Here is a 21,978-nt window from a genome sequence, read left to right as displayed (position 1 = left end):
TTACTTTTTCAATCTAATTTCATCAACTAAGCTCCAAATAAATTCATCTTTTTCAACTGTATTAGAATCTTTAGAACCGTACTGGCGAACATTCACTTCTTGATTTTCCATTTCTTTGTCACCAACAACGAGCTGATAAGGTATTTTTTTCATTTGAGCTTCACGAATTTTATATCCCATTTTCTCATTTCGATCGTCAATATGAACACGTACACCTTGAGATTTCAAATCTTCTTGAATTGTTCTAGCGTAATCATAATGTAAATCAATATTTACAGGAATGATTTCCACTTGTTTCGGTGCTAACCAAATTGGGAATACACCTTTTGTTTCTTCTATTAAGAATGCAGTAAATCTTTCCATAGTAGAAATAACGCCTCTGTGAATTACGACTGGTCGATGTTCTTCACCATCATTACCGATATAAGTTAAATCAAATTTTTGAGGTAATAAGAAATCAAGTTGAGCTGTTGATAAAGTTTCTTCTTTACCCATTGCTGTTTTTACTTGTACGTCTAATTTCGGACCATAAAAGGCCGCTTCCCCTATAGCTTCTTCATAAGGTAATTCCATTTCATCAATTACTTCTTTAAGAACAGTTTGTGCTCTATTCCACATTTCATCATCGTCAAAATACTTTTCTTTATCTTCTGGGTCACGATAACTTAATCTAAATGTATAATCTTCGAATCCAAAGTCATCGTATACATCAAGAATCATATTTACAACACGTTTAAATTCTTCTTTAATTTGATCAGGTCTTACAAAGATATGTGCATCATTTAAAGTCATACCTCTAACACGTTGTAAACCAGATACTGCACCACTTGCTTCATATCTATGCATCATTCCTAATTCTGCAATACGTATTGGTAATTCTCTGTATGAATGACGGCTATTTTTATAAATCATCATATGATGTGGACAGTTCATAGGTCTAAGAACTAATTCTTCATTTCCTAGATCCATTGTAGGGAACATGTCTTCGTGATAATGATCCCAGTGACCAGATTTTTTATAGAAATCAACATTTGCCATAATTGGAGTATAAACATGGTCATAGCCCATTGCTACTTCTTTATCTACAATATAACGTTCTAATTCACGTCTAATAACTGCACCATTAGGCAACCATAATGGTAGTCCTGCTCCAACATCTTGGTTAGTAGTAAATAATTCTAACTCTTTACCAATTTTTCTATGGTCACGTTCTTTTCTTTCTTCTAAAACTTTCAAATACGCTTTCAATTCTTTCTTATCGAAAAATGCAGTGCCATAAATACGTTGAAGCATCTTATTATTTGAATCGCCTCTCCAATAAGCACCAGCTGTTGATAATAGTTTGAACTCTTTAATTTTTGAAGTTGATGGTACGTGAACACCACGGCATAAATCAGTGAATTCACCTTGAGTGTATAAAGTTACATTTTCATCTTCAGGTATAGCATCTATTAATTCCAATTTATATTCATCATTTTTAAAGAAATCTTTTGCTTCGTCGCGTGTTACAACTTTACGTTCAATCTTAAAGTTTTCATTTACGATTTGCTTCATTTCTTTTTCTATAGTTTCGAAGTCGTCACTAGAAATTTTGTGTTCAGTATCTACATCATAATAGAAACCACCTTCAATAACAGGACCAACACCAAACTTTACATCACCGTATAATCTTTGTAATGCTTGAGCCATCAAATGTGCTGTAGAATGTCTTAATACTTCTAAAGCATCATCACTACCTGGTGTAACGATTTCTAGCTCCCCATCATTTTCCAAAGGTCTTGTTAAATCTACTAGTTGATTATTAAATTTACCGGCAACTGCTTTTTTTCTTAACCCTGGACTAATAGATTGAGCAATTTCTTCAGTTGTAGTGCCTTGTTCATACCCTTTCACATTACCATCTGGAAATTTAATGTTTATTTCACTCATAACGACTTCCTCCTCATTTTTTCTATTAAAGAACATAAAAAAGAGACCTCATCCAAAGGGACGAAATCTCTCGCGGTACCACCCTCATTAACGCACTCAAAAACTGAGCACGATAACTCTACATAAGATAACGGTCTTGAGCCGTATGTGGATTAACACATCATGTATGAGGGAGTAACAATTTATATTGCATTATCTCAATTCCAGCGATATGAGACTCTCTGTAAATGCTTTATAGACGTCATGTCCTCTAAATTTTTATATTCATTTAAGATAATTCAATTATACAACTCTATTTTAAAATATCAAGTTAAATTTAAGCTCTATAATTTTTACCTTCTAGCTCGTAATCTTCAGTTATTGTTTTGATTCTTTCCATAATACGACTCGCTTTTGTAATTTCTGCACCTTGTCTCGTCTTACTTAAATGAAACTCTAATTCATCAAAGTTAAAATTAGAACTAAAAAATGTCGGCAATTTGTGAACCATTCTATAATGTAACAATGGTCCTAATATTTCATCTCTTACCCATGGTGTTAATTCTTCCGCACCAATATCATCCAACATCAATACTTTTGCTTCACGAGCTGATTCAAATCTATCACTAAAGGAACCATCATTAAATCCATTTTTCAACACTCTAATAAATTCTGGTAAATAAATTATTGTAGATGGCTGTTTTTTTAATTTAAGTTGGTTAGATATCGCACCTAGAATATATGATTTACCTGTACCAAAAGGACCATGAATATAAAGACCTTTTGTATCTTCTCCAGCAACAATTTTATTGCATATTTCCATGGCTTTTTTAATAATAGTCATCCTCGACTCATTATCAACATATATATCTTTAATTGTTGCCTTTAAAGTTTCTTCTGGCATTTGGAATGACGTGACAAGATTTGATTCAAATTTACGTTCATCATATTCAATTTTATTTGGACAAGGTAAATACCTTGTTTTTATGTGATCATTTTCAATATATAATTCTGGTACATGCCCTTTTACGAAATTTATACATTTACTATAACTCGCACATTTTTCACAGCATTTAGATTGGTCTTTATAAGCTTGTAACTGGTCTAAATCAGTCTCAATTATTTCATTTGTTAACTCTGACTGGTGTTCATCTAAAAATGCTTTAACTTCTTTATGATTGAGTGTATCTTTTTTTATCTTTTCCAATCTCTTTTGAAAATCTTTATTTTGTTTTAAATGTTGACCTAATGGTTCCATTAATGATCACCTTCTTTCCAAAAAGCTTCCATTTCTTTTTGAAGCTCTTGTTTTCTTTTTTCAAATGCAGCGTTCGATTCGTTATTTTTCTGTTGTTCATCTTTTGGTTTTTCAGATGACTTTTGTTTCAACAACCATTCAGGTGTTTTTTCAATTGATTTTAACTTAAATGAGTTATTCGATGTATTAATACGCTCTTTTTTCTTTTCTTCAGTTTGTTTATCAAGTTTTTTAATATGATGATACGCCTCTTCAGCAGAAGTTAATTTTAGTTTTTTCCAATTTGAAGCAATTTCTTCAATATATGCTTTCGGTAGCTGCATGTTTTTTGTAAACATTACATATTGTAACAATATATTCAATACGCCAAACGGTAATTTCTCTCTTGTTATAATATCTTCAACAACCCTTTTTTGGGCAGTCGTAGGTTCTGATTTTGTAAATGATGACAACATCTCAATCGGACTAGTTGTATCAAGTAATTCAAACCATGACAACAGAGAATCTACTTCCTGCTGTGAATCATTTAGTTCAGATTTGGGTTTTTCTCGTTTTAGTTCTAACGCAGGAAGTTCACCTTCGTGCTCAATTTGATATATGGAACGTGCATGTTTTCTTAAATCTTGTAGAGAAATCGTTTGATTTTCTGTTATTGATTTTAAAATAATTGATTTCATTTCAACTGGCGTAACGCCATATAAAGTTGCTATTTGAATAATGACTTCTTTAGTTTGTTTGTTCAATATTTCTTTAGAAATCAAATGATTATTCAATAATAACTCCAACATTTCAAAATCAAATTGCACATCCGATAAATCAAGCCCTTTACTTTTAGTGTCTAATTTAATTTGAATATCATTTTGATGTTCTAATTCTGATAACTTAGGAATTTTAAACACATCAGTGAAACTTTTCGTCACTTCATTATATTCTGTTGTTGATATACTTTTATCTTTGTATCTATTTTTTAATGAAATATATCTCGCTTTACCGATTTGTTGGTATAAAAATACCGATAACAATGGGTCATTGAAAAACTGTTCTGTTGTTGCTGGTTGTTCTAGCATATATACAAATGTTTGTTCTTGTTGATTAGTCTTAAAGAAAGTTTTTAATAAACCAATACCTTCTAACAAATCGAGTGAATCTCTAAAACTAGATAAATTAATTTTCAAATCATTCATTATCGTGTAATGGTTATATGCTTCTATTTCATTATGATAGTTAAATTGTGATAAATATAAATAAACACCAATTGCATCTGTTCCAATTAATGGCGTGTATAAGCTGATTAATATATCTTGATGAACATGTGTATAATTATAATTTGATTTAACATAAAAACCATCACTTGGTTTTACGCCATTAAAATATTCCGCCATTAATACTCACCTTACTTTCGGTCTTTCAATATACCTTGCATTGATTTTAATAATTGATCGACATCTTTAAATTCTCTATATACTGAAGCGAATCTTACATATGAAACTTGATCCACGTCCATTAAATGTTCCATAACTTTTTCCCCAATATCATTGGAAGATACTTCTGTAATACCTTCAGATCTTAATTCTTTTTCTACTTGATTCGTAATATCTTCCAACTTTTGATAAGCAACCGGTCTTTTCTCACATGATCGAACCAATCCATTTAATATTTTATCTCTATTGAAAGTTTGTCTAGCTCCATCTTTTTTAACGACTATTAGTGGCGTAAGTTCTACCCTCTCGAAAGTTGTGAAACGAAAGCCACATGATTCACATTCTCTTCTTCGTCTAATTGCAACTAAATCATCAGCATGTCTAGAGTCTACTACTTTAGAATTTTCGTATTTACAGTTTGGACATCTCATTCGTTTCACCTCTTATATACATTTAATTTCATACATAAATTATACAGTAGTTTCGTATATTTTTAAACGCTCACTATTTTACATAGGGTATACAATAATACATTTATCACTTAAAAGAAATTATTTTAATAAAAAGAACGTAATGTGGAATTAGTTTTACCACATTACGTTCTTCTCGTAAATTATATTAATTATGAAATTTTTTGTTCTCTAACTTCTGATAAAATATTTGCAACTTGTTCAGCTAATTCTACAACTCTCATTGAATAGCCCCACTCATTGTCGTACCAAGCTAATACTTTAACTTTATTTGAATCGATTACCATTGTAGATTGCTCGTCAACAATTGCCGAATGAGGATCTGTATTAAAGTCTATAGATACAAGCGGTTCATCATTTACATCCATAATACCTTTCAATGGACCATTACTTGCTTGACGTAATGCATCGTTAACCTGTTCAACTGTCACATCTGTCTTTAAATCTACTACTAAATCAACAAGAGATACATTGGAAGTTGGAACTCTCAAAGCCATACCGTGCATCTTACCTTCAAGTTCAGGAAGTACGAGTGCTAAAGCTTTAGCAGCGCCTGTTGAAGTTGGGATAATACTATCAGTACAAGAACGAGCTCTTCTTAAATCTTTATGCGGATTATCTAGATTTTTTTGATCATTAGTAAAAGCATGAACAGTTGTCATTAATCCATTTTCAATGCCAAAAGTATCATTAAGTACTTTAGCAACAGGACTTAAACAATTTGTTGTACAAGATGCGTTAGATAATATGTCATACTTATTCAAATCAATCGCATTATCATTCACACCTCTTACGATAGTTTGAACTTGACCACCTTTAGAAGGTCCAGTTAATATAACTTTTTTAGCACCAGCATCAATATGAGAAATTGCTTTATCTCCATGATTGAATTTACCAGTTGCTTCGATAACGATATCGATATCTAAAGTTCCCCATGGCAATAATTTAGGATCTCTTTCAGAAACTAGTAGTATTTTATGACCATCTATAACAATACCATCTTCAACCGCTTCAATTTCTCCATCTAATTTACCGTGCGTTGAATCATATTTAATTAAATGTGCAATTGTTTCTGGTGGATAAGAAGCATTGATAGCTACAATGTTTAAAAAATCAGATTTAAGTGAACCTCTCAATACCATTCTTCCAATTCTTCCTAAACCATTAATTGCAATATTTTTCGTCATAGTCGAGAACCCCTTTTAATGTGATATACTATTTATTGCAATTAGTATATCACATTAAAAGTTTGTTGAAAACGTTTTCTAATATGTTTTTTAAAAATTTATCATTAGTTTAATGTAAATAAAAATAAGCAATAAAAATGCTAATGTATCAAAAAAACACTCTCAGTCCATTAATTCCAAACAGGCTGAGAGTGTTATATATATTTTATAAGAATTATTACTTTAACGACCTATATATTAAAGTTGTTTGTGAGTAATGTTTCTATATTTTGAGTTAAATCTACTAATGATCCATTATTGTCTATAATAACATCTGCCATTTCTTTTTTTTCTTCAATAGGCATTTGTGATTTGATTCTTGATAATGCTTCTTCATCAGTTAATTGATTACGCTGTTTCAAACGAACTATTTGTGTTTCCTTTGTAGTATAAACCAACCATGTTTCATCTACTGTATCTTGAAGATTGTTCTCAAATAATAATGGTATATCCATAATGACATTTTTATCTTTTTTTAACCCTAACTGTTTTTCTTCTTCCATAATTTCTCTAACAATAGGGTGAACAATGTTATTAAGTTTTTTCCTCATGTCTTCGTCTTTAAAAACGATTGATCCTACATACTGTCTATTCATTTCACCATTTAATATTGCTTTTTTACCAAATACTTCTTCTACTTGTCGAAGCCCTTTACTACCTGTTTCAACAGCTTTTCGACTTGCAACATCAGCATCAACAATATAAAATCCACGTTCTTTTAACATCTTTGAAACGGTTGATTTACCCGTTGCAATGCCTCCTGTTAAGCCTATGACTTTCGGCATTTTTTCACCTACTTTTGACAATTTGGACAATAATGTGTATTTCTTGTCGCTATAACTTTCTGGAGTACTGGTCCACCACATTGACCACATACTTTTTTACCATATATTAAATGTTTCTCTTGCATCGTTCCTTTTTCACCGTCTGCATTATAATAGTCTGATATACTCGATCCACCATTATCTATTCCTTCTTGCAGGACGTTAACCACTTCTTTAAACACTTTCTCTCTCTCATTTACTGTTAAATCTTTTATAATTCTCGTAGGTAAAACACCTGCTCTTAATAAAGCTTCACAAGCGTATATATTCCCACAACCTGATATAACAGTATGATCCAATATAGCAACTTTTATTGGTTTATTAATAAATTTCTTTGACATAATTTTTTCCAGATAATGTTCATAAGCTTCTTTTACAAATGGTTCAGGTGCTATTTTCAGTACAGAAGGATACTCATTCAACTCATCTAACGCTCTCAATTCACCAAATCTACGAATGTCTGTATAAATAAGTTTCAATCCATTATCTAATGCAAAAATTACATGCCAATGCTTTCTATGATTTTCTATTTCTATATTAGATAGCTCAGGAACAGTAAAAAATGCGCCAGTCATTCCAAAATGACACATAATGATTTTACTTTCTGATTCTTTTTCAATTTCCATAAAAATATATTTACTTCTTCTATATACATTTATGATTTTAAATTGTTCTGTTCGTTCCTTAAACAATTCTAAAGTTGTTCCTTTTATAATTGTTTCTTTCCCAACTTCTTTTCCAATTTTCACTTTATCTGAAAAAGATACATTTTGAATAGTTGCACCTAGTATTCTAGGTGTAATCACTCTTTTAACACTTTCAACTTCTGGTAATTCCGGCATATTCAATCTTCTTTCTATTACTTATTTTGCATCGTACCATGTTTCTCCATAACTTGATTCTACACTTAATGGCACTGATAACTCGAGTGCATTATCCATGATATCTTCTACGAATGGTTTAAATGTTTCTAATTCGTCTTTCGGAACTTCAAAAATCAATTCATCGTGTACTTGTAATAACAATTTAGCTTTAAATTCTTTTTCTTTCATTTTATTAGAAAATTGAACCATTGCTAATTTTATAATGTCAGCTGCGCTACCTTGAATTGGTGTGTTCATTGCAGTTCTTTCTGCAAAACTTCTTAAATTAAAGTTTCTATTCGTAATATCAGGTGTGTATCTACGTCTATGAAGCAATGTTTCCACATAACCTTTTTGCTTAGCATCTTGAACGATAGTATCCATATATTCTTTTACTTTAGGGAAACTATCTAAATAATCATCTATGAATTTTTTAGCAGCTTTTCTTGTTATACCTAAACTTTGGCTAAGTCCATAATCACTTATACCATATACAATTCCAAAGTTTACTGCTTTTGCTTGTCTTCTCATATTTGAGGTTACTTCCTCTTTTTCTACGTTAAACACTCTCATCGCAGTAGTTGTATGGATATCTTCATTAGCAGTAAAAGCTTCTTTCATATGTTCGTCACCTGTTATATCAGCCAACACTCGCAACTCGATTTGTGAATAGTCAGCAGCAAAAATAACGTGATTTTCTTTACTTGGACGAAATGCTTTTCTGATTTTTCTACCTTCTTCTAACCGTATCGGTATATTTTGTAAGTTAGGTTCTATTGAGCTTAATCTACCAGTTTGAGCCAAGGTTTGATTAAATCTAGTATGAATCTTACCTTCTGAAGTTATCATTTTTTGTAAGCCTTCAATGTAAGTCGATTGTAATTTAGCAAGTTGTCTATAAACTAAAATATCTTCAATAATTGGATGTTCATTTCTCAATTGTTCTAATACATCAACTGCTGTAGAATAGCCTGTTTTTGTTTTTTTAATAATAGGTAATTTTAAATCTTCAAATAAAACTACTCCTAGCTGTTTAGGTGAATTTATATTAAATTCACTTCCAGCATGATTGTGAATCTGTTCAATCAATTTATCGATACGAACTTTTAAATCTTCTTGCATTTCAACTAATGTATCTTTATCTACAGTTATACCGATATATTCCATTTCAGCTAATACTCTTGCTAATGGCAACTCTAAATCATCATGTAGACTAAGTTGCGCTCTTTCTTTCAGTAGCTCGACCATTTTTTCTTTTGACTCAAATATTGCAGTTACTTTTTTAGCAATACATTCAAAAAGTACTTCACGTTCAGGAACATGTAGCTTTTTACCTTTACCATATATACTTTCATCATTTGGTACATAATAAATGCCAAACTCAGAAACAACTGAGTACACATCATCGATTGTTCTAGATGGATCCAATATATAACTAGCGAGCATTGTATCAAATTGAATATTTTCAACTTTAATACCTAATCTTTCACATAAAATAATTGTCTTTTTAGAATCATATGCTGAGAATTTCACATTCCCATTTTCTAACCAAGCGTGTAAGTCTTTATTTTGTTCGAGTTCTTCAAGTGAAATGACATACGTTTTATCATTGGCATGAATTGCAAATCCAAGAATATCAGCCTTTAAATAATTGTTTTCGTTTGTTTCAAAATGTATAGCTGCTTCTTTAATATTTGCAAAATCAAAATCTTTTAAATGATCTTGATATTCTATGATGCGATCGTCTGATGCTTCAGTACTCGCATCCATTTGATCAAGTAACTGTTTGAATTCTAAAGTTTTGAATAATTTAATTTTTTCCTCATCACCATTATCCGTTAACTTCAAATCATCTATCGTTACTTCAATTGGACTATCTCTATTGATTGTTGCAAGTTCTTTACTAAGCTTTGCATTATCTTCATTATCTATAAGTTTTTCTTTCATTTTAGATTGTTTTAATTCATCTATATTATTATAAACGCCATCAACAGTATCATATTGTTTCAACAATTTAATCGCAGTTTTCTCGCCAATTCCCGGCACACCAGGAATGTTATCAGACTTATCACCCATAAGTCCTTTCATTTCTATAATCTGCTTTGGTTCTAGTCCATCATATTTTTCTGAAATAAATTCAGGAGTATAATGATCAATATCAGTTACACCTTTTTTTGTATAATAAATCGTTACGTTTTCACTAGCTAATTGTGTTAAGTCACGATCACCCGTAATAATGATTGTCTTTAAATTTTTTTCATCAGCTTGTTTTGATAGTGTACCGATAATGTCATCTGCTTCATAATTTTCTAATTCATAATGTTTAATATGATAGCTTTCTACTAACTGGCGTATATATTGTAATTGGCTTCTTAGTTCATCTGGCGTCTTCTCTCGTCCACCCTTGTATTCACTGTACATTTTATTTCTAAACGTAGTCTTCCCTGCATCAAATGCAACCATAAAGTGTGTAGGTTCTTCTTCTTTTATAATTTTATCTAAAATCATTGTAAAACCATATATTGCATTAGTATAAACACCAGCTTTATTAGTTAATAAAGGCAATGCAAAAAACGCTCTAAATGATAAACTATTACCATCAATCAGTACCAATTTTTCCAATGTAGGATACCTCCATTATTATATTGATTTTATTTTATCATACCTCACACTATAATCAGATTGTTTCGCATAAAATAAAAAAAAGCGAAATACATATGTATTTCGCTCAATCATCAAAATGAAGGGGTCTATATTTATTCTATCTATCAATAATTAATTCAGCATGAATAAATTGTAAAGATTCTATAAAGATTATTTATTAAATAGCTTCACAATAAAATCAGAACCTTTACCGACTTCTGATTCTACTTTAATTTGTCCATTATGTGCTTCAATGATATGTTTTGTAATTGATAATCCTAATCCTGTTCCACCTGAATCTCTACTTCTTGCTTTATCCACTCTATAAAATCTTTCAAATATTCGTCTTTGTTCATCTACTGATATACCAATACCATTGTCTTTAACTGAAATGACTTGGCCATCTCTATCATTTTTGATTGTAAGAACAATATGACTAGATTTTGGTGAATAACTAATTGCATTTGTTAATAAATTAATCAAAACTTGAGTGATTTTATCTTTATCTCCAAATGAAATAACATTTTCGTCTATTTTGTTTATTATTTCTATGTCTTTCTTCATAGCAACATTGGCAACTGTATTTATTGTATGTTCTCCTATTTCAGTGAGAGATATTTGCTCTTTAGGAATTTCATCATTTTGTTCAATTTTTGATAAATCAAGTAAATCTTGAACTAACGACTGAATTCTATTAGACTCCTCAAGAATAATATTTAAGAACATATCTAATGATTCTGGATCATTTTTAGCACCATCTAACAATGTTTCTGCAAAACCTTTTATAGATGTTATTGGTGTACGTAACTCATGAGATACATTGGCAACAAAATCTTTTCGCATATGTTCTAATTTTTTTAATTTTGTTATATCATGCATAACGACAACCAAACCTAATAAGTTACGCTTTCTTCTAGATAACACAGGTATAACTGATACTTCAAAAAATTTATTATGAACATTATTAATAGTTATTTCAACTTGTTCAAACACCGGTTCTTCTAACTTTAATGATTCATTCATCATTTGAGAGATTTCAGCGTTTGGCATTACATCTTTAAATAATTGACCTTCTGCATTACCAACACGGTCAAATAAATCATGATATGTTTTATTCGCAATAACGATAACACCATCTCTATCTACCATCAATGTTGCACTAGGTATATTTTCTAATGTAGTCTCTAATCTATTTCTTTGTAATTTTTGCTCATTATTTAAATCATCTAAAGTTCTAGCAAGCTCATTTGTATTAATAAATAACTCTTTCGTTTCTTTAACATTACTTTCTGGAACTCTAACACGATATTTTCCTGAAGCTAATAATTTTGTAGCATAAGTTACTTCTTTTATTGGATGTATATAAGAAGTATTAATATATCTAACTACAAAATATATAAGCGGTAACATAAAGCATAGAACGAGTAATAAATACTTCCATATATCTTTTTGAATAATAGATATAGTATCCGTTTGCTTAGCTATAGCTATAGTATAGTCATTGTATTTTTTAGCATATAAAATTTCAGAATCAATTTTGTCAACTGAGAAATATTCATCAAAAGATTTTGCATCTGAAATTGCTTTCTTCTTTTCTTTTTTAAATAGTTTTGTATTATTTTCTGTTGAGTTATAGATTACTTTACCATTTTTTTCTAGATAAATATCTTGCTCAAACACATCAAGTATTTCGTTAATTTTTTGTGGTTCTTTTTTAGCGATGTTATATATTTTTTGAGATTCTGTTTTTAATAATTTTTGCTGTTGTTTAGAAATTAAATCATAACTAGAATTATGAAGGAAAAACCCTAATATAAGAAAACTTACAACAGTGACCATTGTAAGTATAATTAATAACTTATTATAAAATTTAATCATTGTTCTTTGGTCTTTCTAACTTATAGCCTAAACCCCTAACTGTTTTAATAAATTGAGGTTGCTTAGGATTCTCTTCAAGTTTATCCCTCAAATGGCTAATATGTACATCAACTATTCTAGAGTCGCCAGCAAATTCATAATTCCATACTGAATTTAACATATGTTCACGTGTTATAACTCGTCCTTGTCTTTCAATTAAATAAAGTAATAGTTCAAATTCTTTAGGTGTTAATTCTAATAATTCGTCATTTCTATAAACTTCGAAAAAGTCAGGTCTGATTCTAATAGAACCTAAAATAATATCTTCATCGTCATCTGAGTTTTGAGTTTCAATTTGACCGACACGTCGTAAAATTGCTTTAACACGAGCTACCACTTCACGGGGTGAAAATGGCTTCGTCATATAATCATCTGCACCTAATTCTAGACCTAATACTCTATCAAATTCGTCATCCTTGGCAGTAAGCATTAAAATTGGAACTTGATTTTTGTCAGAACGAATCGTTTTACATACTTCAATTCCATCTTTTTCAGGTAACATTACATCTAATACTAATAAATCAGGCTTTTCTTCGTTAACCATTTCTAATGCTTGAACACCATCGTAAGCTACGATTACTTGGTATCCAGCTTGTTCTATATTATATTTCAGCAATGTAACGATAGATTGTTCATCGTCTACAACCAATACTTTTTGTGACATGCAAGGTCCTCCTTAAGCGATTTAATATAATTATAACTTAAATTATTAAAAAAATAATGCATATTTAGAGAACTTTACAAAAAGTTAACACTTTCTAAACATTAAGGCTGATTCTTTACCGAATCAGCCTTATTCCTATTATTTTATTGTAAAATATCTCTAACAACTTTAACTGATTCAGCAGATTCATCTAATAGTTCTTTTTCTTCATCAGTTAAGTCTAATTCAAGGACGCTTTCTATTCCATTTTTACCTAATACAGTAGGCACACCTAAATATATATCATTATATCCATATTCGCCTTCTAAATATGCAATTGAAGGCAATACTCTTTTTTGATCTTTCAAGATTGCTTCAGTCATTTCTATTAAAGCTGCACCAGGTGCATAATAAGCAGAACCATTCCCTAATAGGTTAACGATTTCAGCTCCACCTTTTCTAGTTCTATCTACAATCTCATTAATTTTATCTTGTGATAATAAATTTTCTAATGGTACACCACCAGCTGTAGAATATCTAATTAAAGGTACCATTGTATCACCATGACCACCTAATACGAATCCTGTAACGTCTTTTACAGATAAATCTAAAGCATCTGCTACAAATGTTCTAAATCTTGCAGTATCAAGAACACCAGACTGACCGATTACTCGTTCTTTTGGTAAACCTGATTCTTTATAAACTGTATAAGTCATTGCATCAACAGGATTTGTTAATACTATAATAACTGTATTAGGTGAATATTTAACGATTTGTTCTGTTACTGATTTCATTACATTTTGATTTGTTTGAACTAAATCGTCACGTGACATACCTGGCTTTCTCGCAATACCAGCCGTAATAATAACAACATCTGAGTCTTTAGTATCTTCATAGTTTGAAGTACCTATTACTTTTGAATCAAAAGATAATACTGGAGCACTTTCTGCTATATCTAGTGCTTTTCCTTTAGTAGGATTTTCTGACTGTGGCATATCCACCAAAACAATGTCACCTAATTCCTTTTGAGCTGCAATGAAAGCAGCAGTTGCACCAGTAAATCCTGCACCAATTATTGATATCTTCTTCCTTGCCATAATATTCATCTCCTTATAAATAAAAGGAAGGTTATAAATAACCTTCCTCAATTAATGCTTTATTTATGGTAAATTTTTAATTAATTCATCAGCAAATTCTGAAGATTTAACTTCAGTCGCGCCATCCATTAAACGAGCAAAGTCATATGTTACTACTTTAGAAGCAATTGTTGCTTCTACAGATTGAGTTACTTTATCTGCAGCTTCTTGCCATCCTAAATGTTCTAACATTAATACACCACTAAGTAAAACTGATGAAGGGTTTACTTTGTCTAAACCAGCGTATTTTGGAGCTGTACCGTGAGTAGCTTCAAATATTGCATGTCCAGTCTCATAGTTAATATTCGCTCCTGGAGCAATTCCAATACCACCAACTTGAGCTGCTAATGCATCTGAAATGTAGTCACCATTTAAGTTCATAGTCGCTACAACATCAAATTCAGCTGGGCGAGTTAAGATTTGTTGCAAGAAGATATCAGCAATTGAATCTTTAACAATTAACTTACCTTCTGCTTCAGCATTTGATTGTGCTTTGTTTGCTGCATCTTTACCTTGTTCTTCAACAATTTTATCATATTGTTGCCAAGTAAATACTCTATCACCGAATTCACGTTCTGCTAGATCGTAACCCCATTTTTTGAATGCACCTTCAGTGAATTTCATAATGTTACCTTTATGTACTAAAGTAACATTTCTACGATTGTTATCGAATGCATAGTTAATAGCTGCTCTTACTAGTCTTTCAGTTCCTTCTTTTGAAACTGGTTTGATACCTATACCTGAAGTTTCTGGGAATCTAATGTTTTTAGCACCCATTTCATTTTGTAAGAAGTCTACTACTTTTTTAACATCATCTGTGCCTTCTTGGAATTCAATACCAGCATAAATATCTTCTGTATTTTCACGGAAGATAACCATATCTGTATCTTCTGGACGTTTAACTGGTGAAGGAACACCTTTAAACCAACGTACAGGACGTAGACAAGTGAATAAATCTAACTCTTGACGTAAAGCAACGTTTAGTGAACGAATACCTCCACCAATTGGAGTTGTTAATGGTCCTTTAATTGCGATTAAATATTCTCTAATTGTATCTAAAGTCGCTTCAGGTAACCATTCGCCAGTTTCATCGAATGCTTTTTGACCAGCTAAAACTTCTTTCCATTCGATTTTCTTCTCACCATTATATGCTTTTTCTACTGCAGCATCTAATACTCTACTTGCTGCATTCCAAATATCTGGACCAATTCCGTCTCCGATAATAAATGGTACGACCGGGTTATTTGGAACATTTAATACGCCTTGATTTGTTGTGATTTTTTCTGCAGTCATTATATTATTCCTCCATCTAATTTGTGTTATTTATATTATATTAACTATATTATCGTTTTTCAATCGCTTCGTATTTACGATCACGCGCGCCAGTGTATTCAGCTCTTGGTCTCATTATTCTATTTGTTCTATATTGTTCAAGAATATGAGCTGTCCAACCTGACATACGACTAACTGCGAAAATTGGTGTAAATAAGTCATGATCAATACCCATACTATGATATACAGTAGCACTATAGAAATCTACATTAGGTAATAATCCTTTTTCTTCTTTCATTATTTCAGCAATGCGTAATGAAATTTCAAATAATTCTTTTTGACCTGATTCATCTGTTATACGACGACTCATTTCTTTTAAATATTTAGCTCTTGGATCTCCATTTTTGTAAACTCTATGTCCAAAGCCCATGATTTTTTCTTTATTTGCTATTTTTTCTTTAATATAATCGTCTGTTTTATCGACTGTACCAATTTCAGTTAACATTTTCATAACTTGCTCGTTAGCGCCACCATGTAATGGTCCTTTAAGAGCTCCAGCTGCTGCAGTTACACCTGAATACATATCAGATAAAGTTGAAACTGCAACTCTTGCTGTAAATGTAGATGCATTAAATTCATGGTCTGCATGTAAAATTAAAGCTTTATTGAAACCTTCAACTTCAACATCAGTTGGAATTTCTCCTCTTAACATATATAAGAAGTTTGCTGCATATGTTAATTCTTTTTTAGGTTTAACAACTTGCTTACCTTGTCTCACACGTGAAAATGAAGCTACTAATGAAGCTATTTTCGCTTGGATTCTAATTGCACGTTCATAATTAGATTCTTCGTCGAATACTTCTGCTTTAGGATCAAAATGAGCAAGATAAGATAACGATGTACGTAATCCTGTCATTGGGTGTATTTTATCCGTTGCATAATCTTCAAAGTGACTATACATTCTTGGATTTAAAGTCATATAATCAAATAACTTCCCATTTAATTCTTCTAATTCTGCTTTATTAGGTAATCTTAAATTCCAAAGTAAAAACATTACCTCTTCAAATAATGCATTTTCAGTTAGATCATCTATTTCATAACCTGCGTAAGTTAATTGATTATCTATAATTGAACTAATTTCAGTTTCAGAAGCAATGATACCTTCTAAACCTTTTGCTACTTGTGCCATAATAATATCCCCCTTACTAAATAATTGCCCATATATGTAATGGCTTTCATATTACATTATATATAATTTCTGTTGATTTGTGAATGCGAAGACCTTTGAAACTTGAAAAAAGTTAGTAATTGAAATTAAATTAAATTAAACAAATGTAAATTTATCGTTTTTATAATATTCATATAATAAATTAAATATACCTCCAAAACGTGAACAACAAAGGATTTTTAAGATAATTATATCTTATCACATTTATCAGATTTAGTCCTTTTTACACTTTAAACATTCATTTTTATTATTATATATGATAAAAATTATAAATCATGATTTAAGTAAAATTTAACCATTAATATACTTAAGTTTTTAATTGCTATTTTCTGACAGCAAGTGCATAATAAAAACATAAAATTTTGAATATGAAAGAAGGAAATAGGTTTTATGTCTAATAATTTACAAAGGGAGTTGAGTAATAGACACGTACAGCTTATTGCTATAGGGGGAGCAATCGGTACTGGTTTGTTTTTAGGCGCTGGAGAAACAATTCATTCTGCCGGTCCATCAATTCTGCTTACCTATATTATTATAGGATTAATACTATTTTTATTTATGCGAGCTTTAGGTGAAATCTTACTGTCAAATACTGATTTTCATTCATTCGCAGATGTAACTCATACATATATCGGACCATTTGCTGGATACATAACAGGATGGACTTACTGGTTCTGTTGGATCGTAACAGGCATGGCTGAAGTTACAGCAGTTGCAAAATACATAAGTTTTTGGTTTCCAAATATACCAACATGGCTAACAGCATTATTTACTATACTCGTTTTAATGTCCTTGAATTTAATGACTGCTAAACTATTTGGAGAATTAGAATTTTGGTTTTCGATTATCAAAATCACAACAATTGTAGCACTAATAATTGTAGGAATTATAATGATTGTTATGGCGTATGAAACACCTTATGGTACTGCATCAATAACACATATATGGGATCATGATGGAATATTTCCAAATGGTATGAATGGATTCTTCATGTCATTCCAAATGGCTACATTTTCTTTTGTTGGAATTGAATTAATAGGTGTCACTGCAGGTGAAACGAAAGACCCTCACAAAACAATTCCGAGAGCAATAAACAGTGTCCCTATTCGTATTATGATTTTTTATGTAGGTTCACTAATTATCATCATGTCTATTACGCCATGGGATAAAATTGATCCTGCAGAAAGTCCATTTGTTAAACTATTTGGCCTCATAGGGATTCCAATAGCTGCAGCAATTATTAACTTTGTAGTTCTTACAGCTGCAGCATCATCTTGTAATAGTGGAATCTTTTCAAATAGTAGAATGCTCTATGGTTTATCTCAAAATGGACAAGCTAATAAAAGATTTGGCGAAACAAACAAGACAGGTGTTCCTTATAAAGCTACACTATTCAGTTGTTTTTTATTAATGATTTCTGTAATTCTAAACTACGTTATAAAAGATGCTGGAGAAGTATTTAAATACGTTACATCAGTTTCAACCGTTTTATTTTTAGTTGTATGGTCGCTGATTATTATTGCTTATATTAAATATCGTAAGATTTCCCCTGAGTTAAATAAAAGTTCTAAATTCAAATTGCCAGGTGGCGTACCAGTAGCATGGATAACATTAATATTCTTTATCTTTGTATTCATTTTATTGATGACAAACAAAGTTACCTTAATCGCTATCTTAATCACTCCAATTTGGTTTATCCTTTTAACTTTGATGTATTTTATTCAAAAGAAAAAAGTATTTAAATAAGATAAAGAGCTTGGACACAATGTCCTAGAGATATAAAAAAGAGTAGAAATTCATTGTTGAAAGTGAATTTCTACTCTTTTTATATATAGGTTATTCACACTTCTTTCGACTTGTGTGAATATAGCTATCCTTGCTTACACTTCTCCTGACTTTTGTGAATATAACTATCCTTACTTACACTTCTCTCGGCTTGTGTGAATATAGCTATCCTTGCTTACACTTCTCTCGACTTGTGTAAATATAGCTATCCTTGCTTACACTTCTTTCGACTTGTGTAAATATAACTACCCTTGCTTACACTTCTTTCGACTTGTGTAAATATAGCTATCCTTGCTTACACTTCTCCTGACTTGTGTGAATATAGCTATCCTTGCTTACACTTCTCCTGACTTTTGTGAATATAACTATCCTTACTTACACTTCTCTCGACTTGTGTAAATATAAAGGACCTATGACAAAGAGGATGGGACAAATTAATTGTCTCATCCTCTTTTAAAGTTAATCTATATATTAAAGTACGTTAGCGTATCCTTCATATATTTTATGTTGTTTAGGATCTAATGTAATTAAGGTACCGTCTACAATTTTTTGACGAGCATCTTCTACTCCAACTATTGTTGCAACGCCTAAGTTAAGTCCAACTACAGCTGCGTGTGAAGTTAAACCACCTTCTTCAGTTACAATCCCTTTTGCTTTTTCTAAGTAAGGAACCATTTCTGCATCTGTAGATTGTGTAACTACGACTGATTCACTTAAATCTTTTCCTTTTAAATCTTCAGCTTTATTTACAACTACTGCTTTACCTACTGTTGAATTATGACCAATACCTTGACCTTTAGCTAATTCATCCCCAACTAAATGTATTTTCATTAAGTTAGTTGTACCTGATTCTCCAGTAGGAACACCTGCTGTAATAATGATTAAATCACCATTATCAACTAAACCAGTGTTTACTGCTGTTGATACTGCATTGTTTAATAACTCATCCGTATTTTGCTCACCTTTTTTAACAACCGGTAAAACGCCCCATACTAATGTCATATGACGAGCAGTTGTTTCGTTTGGTGTTACAGCAATGATATGTGAATGTGGTCTATATTTAGAAATTGTTTGTGCAGTTGCTCCACTTTCTGTTGCAGCTACGATTGATTCTACATTCAAGTTTAATGCTGTATGTGCCACTGATACACCTATAGCATTTACTAAGTTTGTGTCTATCATTTTTGAACGATCTGACAATAATTTTTTGTAATCTTGTGCATCTTCAGCAGCTACTGCGATATTTTGCATAGTACGTACAGCTTCTTCTGGATATAATCCAGCTGCAGTTTCACCAGATAACATTACTGCATCTGTACCGTCATAAATAGCGTTGGCTACGTCACTTGCTTCAGCTCTTGTACAACGAGGATTTCTTTGCATTGAGTCTAACATTTGTGTAGCTGTAATAACTGGTTTACCTAATTTATTACATTTCTTAATTAATTGTTTTTGAACCATTGGTACAGCTTCTGGTAAGATTTCAACACCCATATCACCACGAGCTACCATTAATCCGTCTGAAACTTGAAGAATTTCATCGATATTTTCAATTCCTTCTTCATTTTCAATTTTAGGAATAATTTTAATTGTATTGTTTTCTTTTTCTTCTAAAATTCCACGAATATCTAAAACATCTGAAGGACGTCTTACGAAACTTGCAGCTATGAAATCTACATTTTGTTCAATACCAAAACGAATATCGCTAGCATCTTTCTCAGTAATACCTGGAAGATTTACTTTAACACCTGGTAAGTTAACACCTTTTTTATTTTTAAGTTCTCCTGTATTCTCTACATGACAAACGACTTCACCTTTAGTAACGTCTATAGATTTAACAGTAAGTTCTATTAAACCATCATCAAGTAGAATTGTTGAACCAACTTCAAGGTCTTCAGCTAATTTCTCATAAGTTACTGAAAATGCTTCAGGCGTACCTTCAACTTCTGTTGTTTTAACTGTAACTTCACTACCTTTAGTAAGTTCAATTAAACCATTTTTCATATTATTCGTTCTGATTTCTGGACCTTTAGTGTCAAGTAAGATACCAATATTTTTGTTTAATTTTGCACTTACTTTTCTAATTGTATCTATACGACCTTTATGTTCTTCGTGACTGCCGTGAGAGAAGTTCAATCTAGCGACGTTCATCCCTGCAAGCATTAATTTTTCTAACATTTCTTCTGATTCTGATGCTGGACCTATCGTACATACAATTTTTGTCTTTCTCATTTTAAAATGACCTCCATAGTTTTTACTTGATTTAAATAGATAATTGATGCGCTAATTCATACATTTTGTTATCGATATTATGTTCTGATTGGAATATTCCATCAAAGTGAGTACATGTTAACTCATTTTGTTGAATGCCAACTGCTTTAGCACTTTCACCTTGCATAAGTAATTCGACAGCGTATCCACCTAATCTTGATGCTAATACTCTATCCATACCTGTAGGTGTACCACCTCTTTGAATATGACCTAAACATGAAACGCGTGTATCAATGTTGATATATTTTTTTAATTCTTCGCCGCATTGATTACCTGTCATAACACCTTCAGCACATACAATAATTGAGTGTTTCTTACCACGATCCATGCCTTGTTGGATTTTTTCAGCAATTTCTTCTATGTCCGCTTTTACTTCTGGAATTAAAATTGTTTCAGCTCCAGCAGCTAATCCTGACCATAATGCTAAATCCCCAGCATCTCTACCCATAACTTCGATAATAAAAGTACGTTCATGACTTGATGCCGTATCCCTAATTTTATCAACAGACTCTATAATTGTGTTAAGAGCTGTGTCAAAGCCGATTGTGAAGTCAGTACCATTTATATCATTATCGATTGTACCTGGTACACCAATTGTTTTAAGGTTCTTTGCTTCTTCACTTAATCTTTGTGCGCCTCTATAGCTACCATCGCCTCCGATAACAACCAAGCCTTCTATACCTCTTTTTTCAAGGTTATCGATAGCTTTAGCACGAACTTCTTTTTCTTTAAATTCTGGACACCTTGCAGAATAAAGGAATGTTCCACCTCTTTGAATCATGTCACCTACTGAGCCTAATTCAAGTTTTTCAATATTATCATTGATTAAACCTAAATATCCTTGGTAAACACCATAAACTTCAATATCATGATAAATAGCTTTACGAACAACCGCACGAATAGCTGCGTTCATCCCTGGTGAATCTCCACCACTCGTTAATACTGCAATTTTTTTCATAAATATACAGACCTCTCTTGTTATATGTTTGTTAATTTAAAAATAACACAAATAATTGCTTGATTCCATTAAAACTAACGTTATTTAGATATGTAAACGTCTTCTTAAACAAAGATTCTAAGTTTTGTAATATTCGGAATCTTGAAAACGCTATA

16 protein-coding genes are annotated in these 21,978 nt (G+C 31.4%); 1 reads left to right on the top strand and 15 read right to left on the bottom strand.

The window, feature by feature from the left end; translation table 11 throughout:
* From thrS to LQ609_RS04105, 13 genes are all read right to left on the bottom strand, one after another.
* Positions 1–1,929, bottom strand: a complete 1,929-nt coding sequence (thrS, locus tag LQ609_RS04165) for a threonine--tRNA ligase (protein WP_239734360.1) — start codon at positions 1,927–1,929, stop codon at positions 1–3.
* A 316-nt stretch (positions 1,930–2,245) separates the two neighbouring features.
* Positions 2,246–3,166 (bottom strand): primosomal protein DnaI, encoded by a 921-nt coding sequence (dnaI, locus tag LQ609_RS04160; protein ID WP_078356424.1) that lies wholly within the window; start codon positions 3,164–3,166, stop codon positions 2,246–2,248.
* Complete coding sequence (locus LQ609_RS04155; protein ID WP_239734359.1) at positions 3,166–4,548, bottom strand: replicative helicase loading/DNA remodeling protein DnaB; 1,383 nt, start codon at positions 4,546–4,548, stop codon at positions 3,166–3,168. The genes dnaI and LQ609_RS04155 overlap by 1 nt, the downstream gene beginning before the upstream one ends.
* An 11-nt stretch (positions 4,549–4,559) precedes the next feature.
* Complete coding sequence (gene nrdR, locus LQ609_RS04150) at positions 4,560–5,018, bottom strand: transcriptional regulator NrdR (protein WP_078356422.1); 459 nt, start codon at positions 5,016–5,018, stop codon at positions 4,560–4,562.
* Positions 5,019–5,209: 191 nt separating this feature from the next.
* Entirely contained in the window at positions 5,210–6,244 is a 1,035-nt protein-coding gene (locus LQ609_RS04145; protein WP_078356421.1) for a glyceraldehyde-3-phosphate dehydrogenase, read from the bottom strand.
* A gap of 230 nt (positions 6,245–6,474) precedes the next feature.
* Positions 6,475–7,068: a dephospho-CoA kinase gene (gene coaE, locus LQ609_RS04140; RefSeq protein WP_078356420.1), complete on the bottom strand. Its 594-nt coding sequence runs from the start codon at positions 7,066–7,068 to the stop codon at positions 6,475–6,477.
* Between the two features lie 8 nt (positions 7,069–7,076).
* On the bottom strand, positions 7,077–7,949 hold the full coding sequence (gene mutM / locus LQ609_RS04135) for a DNA-formamidopyrimidine glycosylase (RefSeq protein ID WP_239734358.1): 873 nt from the start codon (positions 7,947–7,949) through the stop codon (positions 7,077–7,079).
* Between the two features lie 21 nt (positions 7,950–7,970).
* Positions 7,971–10,592 carry a DNA polymerase I gene (gene polA, locus LQ609_RS04130; protein WP_239734357.1) on the bottom strand — a complete coding sequence of 874 codons (2,622 nt, stop codon included), beginning with the start codon at positions 10,590–10,592 and terminating at the stop codon, positions 7,971–7,973.
* A 192-nt stretch (positions 10,593–10,784) separates the two neighbouring features.
* On the bottom strand, positions 10,785–12,491 hold the full coding sequence (gene pnpS / locus LQ609_RS04125) for a two-component system histidine kinase PnpS (RefSeq protein ID WP_239734356.1): 1,707 nt from the start codon (positions 12,489–12,491) through the stop codon (positions 10,785–10,787).
* Complete coding sequence (locus tag LQ609_RS04120; protein WP_107509858.1) at positions 12,484–13,194, bottom strand: response regulator transcription factor; 711 nt, start codon at positions 13,192–13,194, stop codon at positions 12,484–12,486. Before LQ609_RS04120 ends, pnpS begins: the two co-directional genes overlap by 8 nt.
* A gap of 143 nt (positions 13,195–13,337) precedes the next feature.
* Positions 13,338–14,270 carry a malate dehydrogenase gene (gene mdh, locus LQ609_RS04115; RefSeq protein WP_107509859.1) on the bottom strand — a complete coding sequence of 311 codons (933 nt, stop codon included), beginning with the start codon at positions 14,268–14,270 and terminating at the stop codon, positions 13,338–13,340.
* 63 nt (positions 14,271–14,333) lie between these two features.
* Complete coding sequence (gene icd / locus LQ609_RS04110; protein ID WP_078356414.1) at positions 14,334–15,602, bottom strand: NADP-dependent isocitrate dehydrogenase; 1,269 nt, start codon at positions 15,600–15,602, stop codon at positions 14,334–14,336.
* 49 nt (positions 15,603–15,651) lie between these two features.
* A complete protein-coding gene (locus LQ609_RS04105) occupies positions 15,652–16,770 on the bottom strand; it encodes a citrate synthase (RefSeq protein ID WP_078356413.1) in 1,119 nt (372 codons plus the stop codon).
* 429 nt (positions 16,771–17,199) lie between these two features.
* On the opposite strand from LQ609_RS04105, the gene LQ609_RS04100 reads away from it, so the two are divergent.
* Positions 17,200–18,555, top strand: coding sequence for an amino acid permease (locus tag LQ609_RS04100; protein ID WP_239734355.1), 1,356 nt, complete (start codon positions 17,200–17,202; stop codon positions 18,553–18,555).
* 510 nt (positions 18,556–19,065) lie between these two features.
* Here the strand turns inward: LQ609_RS04100 and pyk are convergent.
* Both pyk and pfkA read right to left on the bottom strand, forming a co-directional pair.
* Complete coding sequence (gene pyk, locus LQ609_RS04095; protein ID WP_078356411.1) at positions 19,066–20,826, bottom strand: pyruvate kinase; 1,761 nt, start codon at positions 20,824–20,826, stop codon at positions 19,066–19,068.
* A gap of 31 nt (positions 20,827–20,857) precedes the next feature.
* Positions 20,858–21,823: a 6-phosphofructokinase gene (gene pfkA / locus LQ609_RS04090; RefSeq protein WP_078356410.1), complete on the bottom strand. Its 966-nt coding sequence runs from the start codon at positions 21,821–21,823 to the stop codon at positions 20,858–20,860.
* Between the last annotated feature and the right edge of the window lie 155 nt (positions 21,824–21,978).

It is taken from the genome of Mammaliicoccus sp. G-M28, assembly GCF_022386595.1.
Lineage (GTDB): Bacteria > Bacillota > Bacilli > Staphylococcales > Staphylococcaceae > Mammaliicoccus > Mammaliicoccus fleurettii.
This window is presented reverse-complemented; position numbering and strand designations above follow the sequence as displayed.